Source organism: Trebonia sp. (assembly GCF_049794275.1).
In the GTDB taxonomy this organism is placed as follows: Bacteria; Actinomycetota; Actinomycetes; order Streptosporangiales; family Streptosporangiaceae; genus Trebonia.
On the sequence record NZ_JBARCR010001259.1, the window covers coordinates 1 to 2,236 of the forward strand.

General features: G+C 71.6%; 3 protein-coding genes. All 3 read right to left on the reverse strand.

Annotation, left to right across the window (positions count from 1 at the left end; genetic code table 11):
* Positions 1 to 748: Rossmann-like and DUF2520 domain-containing protein (locus tag WA805_RS30790; protein WP_425244082.1), on the reverse strand; the 748-nt coding region annotated here is incomplete at its 3' end.
* Positions 749 to 1,168: 420 nt separating this feature from the next.
* Complete coding sequence (locus WA805_RS30795) at positions 1,169 to 1,660, reverse strand: DUF3180 domain-containing protein (RefSeq protein ID WP_422290595.1); 492 nt, start codon at positions 1,658 to 1,660, stop codon at positions 1,169 to 1,171.
* On the reverse strand, positions 1,657 to 2,236 hold a 580-nt coding region (gene folK, locus WA805_RS30800), incomplete at its 5' end, for a 2-amino-4-hydroxy-6-hydroxymethyldihydropteridine diphosphokinase (RefSeq protein WP_425244083.1). The genes folK and WA805_RS30795, both read right to left, overlap by 4 nt.

A 2,236-nucleotide genomic window follows, 5' to 3' on the forward strand; every position in this document is an offset into this window, starting at 1 on the left:
GGTGGGCGGCCACGGTGCCGTCGTCGCCGCGCGCGACGGGACCGGTGAGGCCGGCGTCGCCGAACCGCAGCGCGTTGTCCAGGGCGGCGCCGAGCAGCGGGCCGAGCATCCTGCCCGGGTTGTCGGCACCGGCTTTGCCAAGCATGTCGGCTGCCTCCGCCACGAGGGTGACCAGGTGGTTCGCCGCGAAGGCGAGCGCGGCGTGGTACAGGTGCCTGTTCTCCTCCGCGATGAACACCGGCTCGCCGCCCATCTCGATGACCAGCGCCTCGGCGGCCGGCCTGAGCTGCTCGGGCGCCGTCACCCCGAAGGAAACGCCCTTGATCCTGTCCACGTCGTCGTCACGCCCGGTGAACGTCATGACCGGGTGGATCGCCAGCGGCAGCGCTCCGGCCGCGGTGGCGGGGTCGAGCACCCGGATGCCGTGCGCGCCGCTCGCGTGCGCGAGCAGCCGTCCCTGAAACGGGGCCCCGGTGTTGGCCAGGCCCTCGACCAGCCCGGGCAGCACGTCGTCGGGCACGGTCAGCAGCACGAGGTCAGCGTCCTCGATGACCTGCGCGGGTTCCCCGAGTTCGGCGCCAGGGAAGTTCTCGTGCGCCCGCCGCTTGGACGCCGCGGACACAGCCGAGGCCGCGGTGATCACGTGCCCGGCGCGCGCGAGCGCCCGGGCGAGAGCCGTGCCTGCCCGGCCGGGCCCGATGACGCCGACCCGCAGCCGCGCCGGATGCTCGTTTGTTCCAGTCTCCACAGGTACGGGACAGCCCCCTTCGCTGGCGAATCGCGCTGACAAGGATAGCCACCCGCGCAGCCCAACGCGGTCCGCGCACCCCGCCCGAACGTGGTCGATGTGACATCGTCTACCAAAGAGTGTGGTCGATGGGGCATCGACCACGTTCCCGTCGGGCGGTGGCCAGGGGTTCCGGTCGTCCGCTCCCGCCTGGAACCTCGCTGACTCACGCGACGGTCCCCGTGGAATCCACCACGGGTCACACCAGTCACCCCTGTTGACTTTGCGCACCAAATGACCACTTTCCGGGCTATGTGATCGGTCACAAGTGGCCATTTCGTGCGCAAGGTGATTGCGCCCAACGCGGTCGATGGCCCATCGTCCCCCATAGAAGGTGGTCGATGGGCCATCGACCACCTTCCCGAGGTGGGTGGACTGGGGTTAGTTGTGGAACGGGGACTGGCGGGGCGGGGCGGGTTCGTCGTCTCGGTTCCCGTGGGGGTCGCCAGGGACGCGGCAGCAGTACTCGAGGAACAGGGCCGCGGCGATGAGGATCAGGCAGGACCCGAACGAGATGCTCGCCGTGATCAAGTCGCTGCGCGGTGTCGCCGCGTCGAGCATGCCCGAGAGGTAGCCGATGAAGCCGACGGAGACCCCGGCGAACAGCGCGCCCACCTGCGAGCTGGCCTTGGCGAGGACCACCATCCTGGCGGCGAACAGCGGCGGAACCGGCTTGCTGCCCGGGTTGCCCATGATGCGCGCGCGCAGGTCGCGGCCGGTCCACGCCTCTACCGCCGCCGCGAGCAGCAGGGCGGGGATGCCTGTCCAGGTGAGCGGTGGCAGCTTGCTGTAGATGACGGTCAGCAGCGCCCAGGTCACCCCCGTGGCGAGGGCGCCGGTGAGCAGCAGGCTCCGCGCTCTGGTCGGCTTCACGCGCGCACCGTACCGTTCTTGCGGATGCCGGAGCGGTCAGCCGCCGCTAGCAGGGCCGCGACCGGTCCGTAGCCGCGGAGCTCCGCGTCCTGGTCCACGTCGTGCCACGGGGCGAGCACGAACGCGCGCTCGTGCGCCCTGGGGTGCGGCAGGGTCAGGTCCGGGTCCGCGCTGACCTCGCCGGCGACGGTGATGATGTCGATGTCCAGTGTGCGCGGACCCCAGCGCACCGAGCGCTCCCGGTCGAACGCGGCCTCGATCTCGTGCAGCCGGCTGAGCAGCGCCCGTGACGGCAGCGCGGTACGCGCCAGCAGCACGGCGTTCAGGTAGTCCGGCTGCGGCGGACCGCCGACAGGCACCGTCTCGTAGACCGGCGACACCGCCATGACCTGCACCTCCGGTAGCGCGGCGATGGCGTCGACAGCCCCTTGCAGGATGTCGCGCCTCTCCCCGAGGTTACTGCCGAGCGCGAGTACGACAGACCTCGCCGCTGCCGTCATGACCGGGCCGCGGCGGCGCGCCAGGCGGCGGCCACGCGCACCGCGTCCGCGTTGGCGGGAACGCGGTGGACCCGCA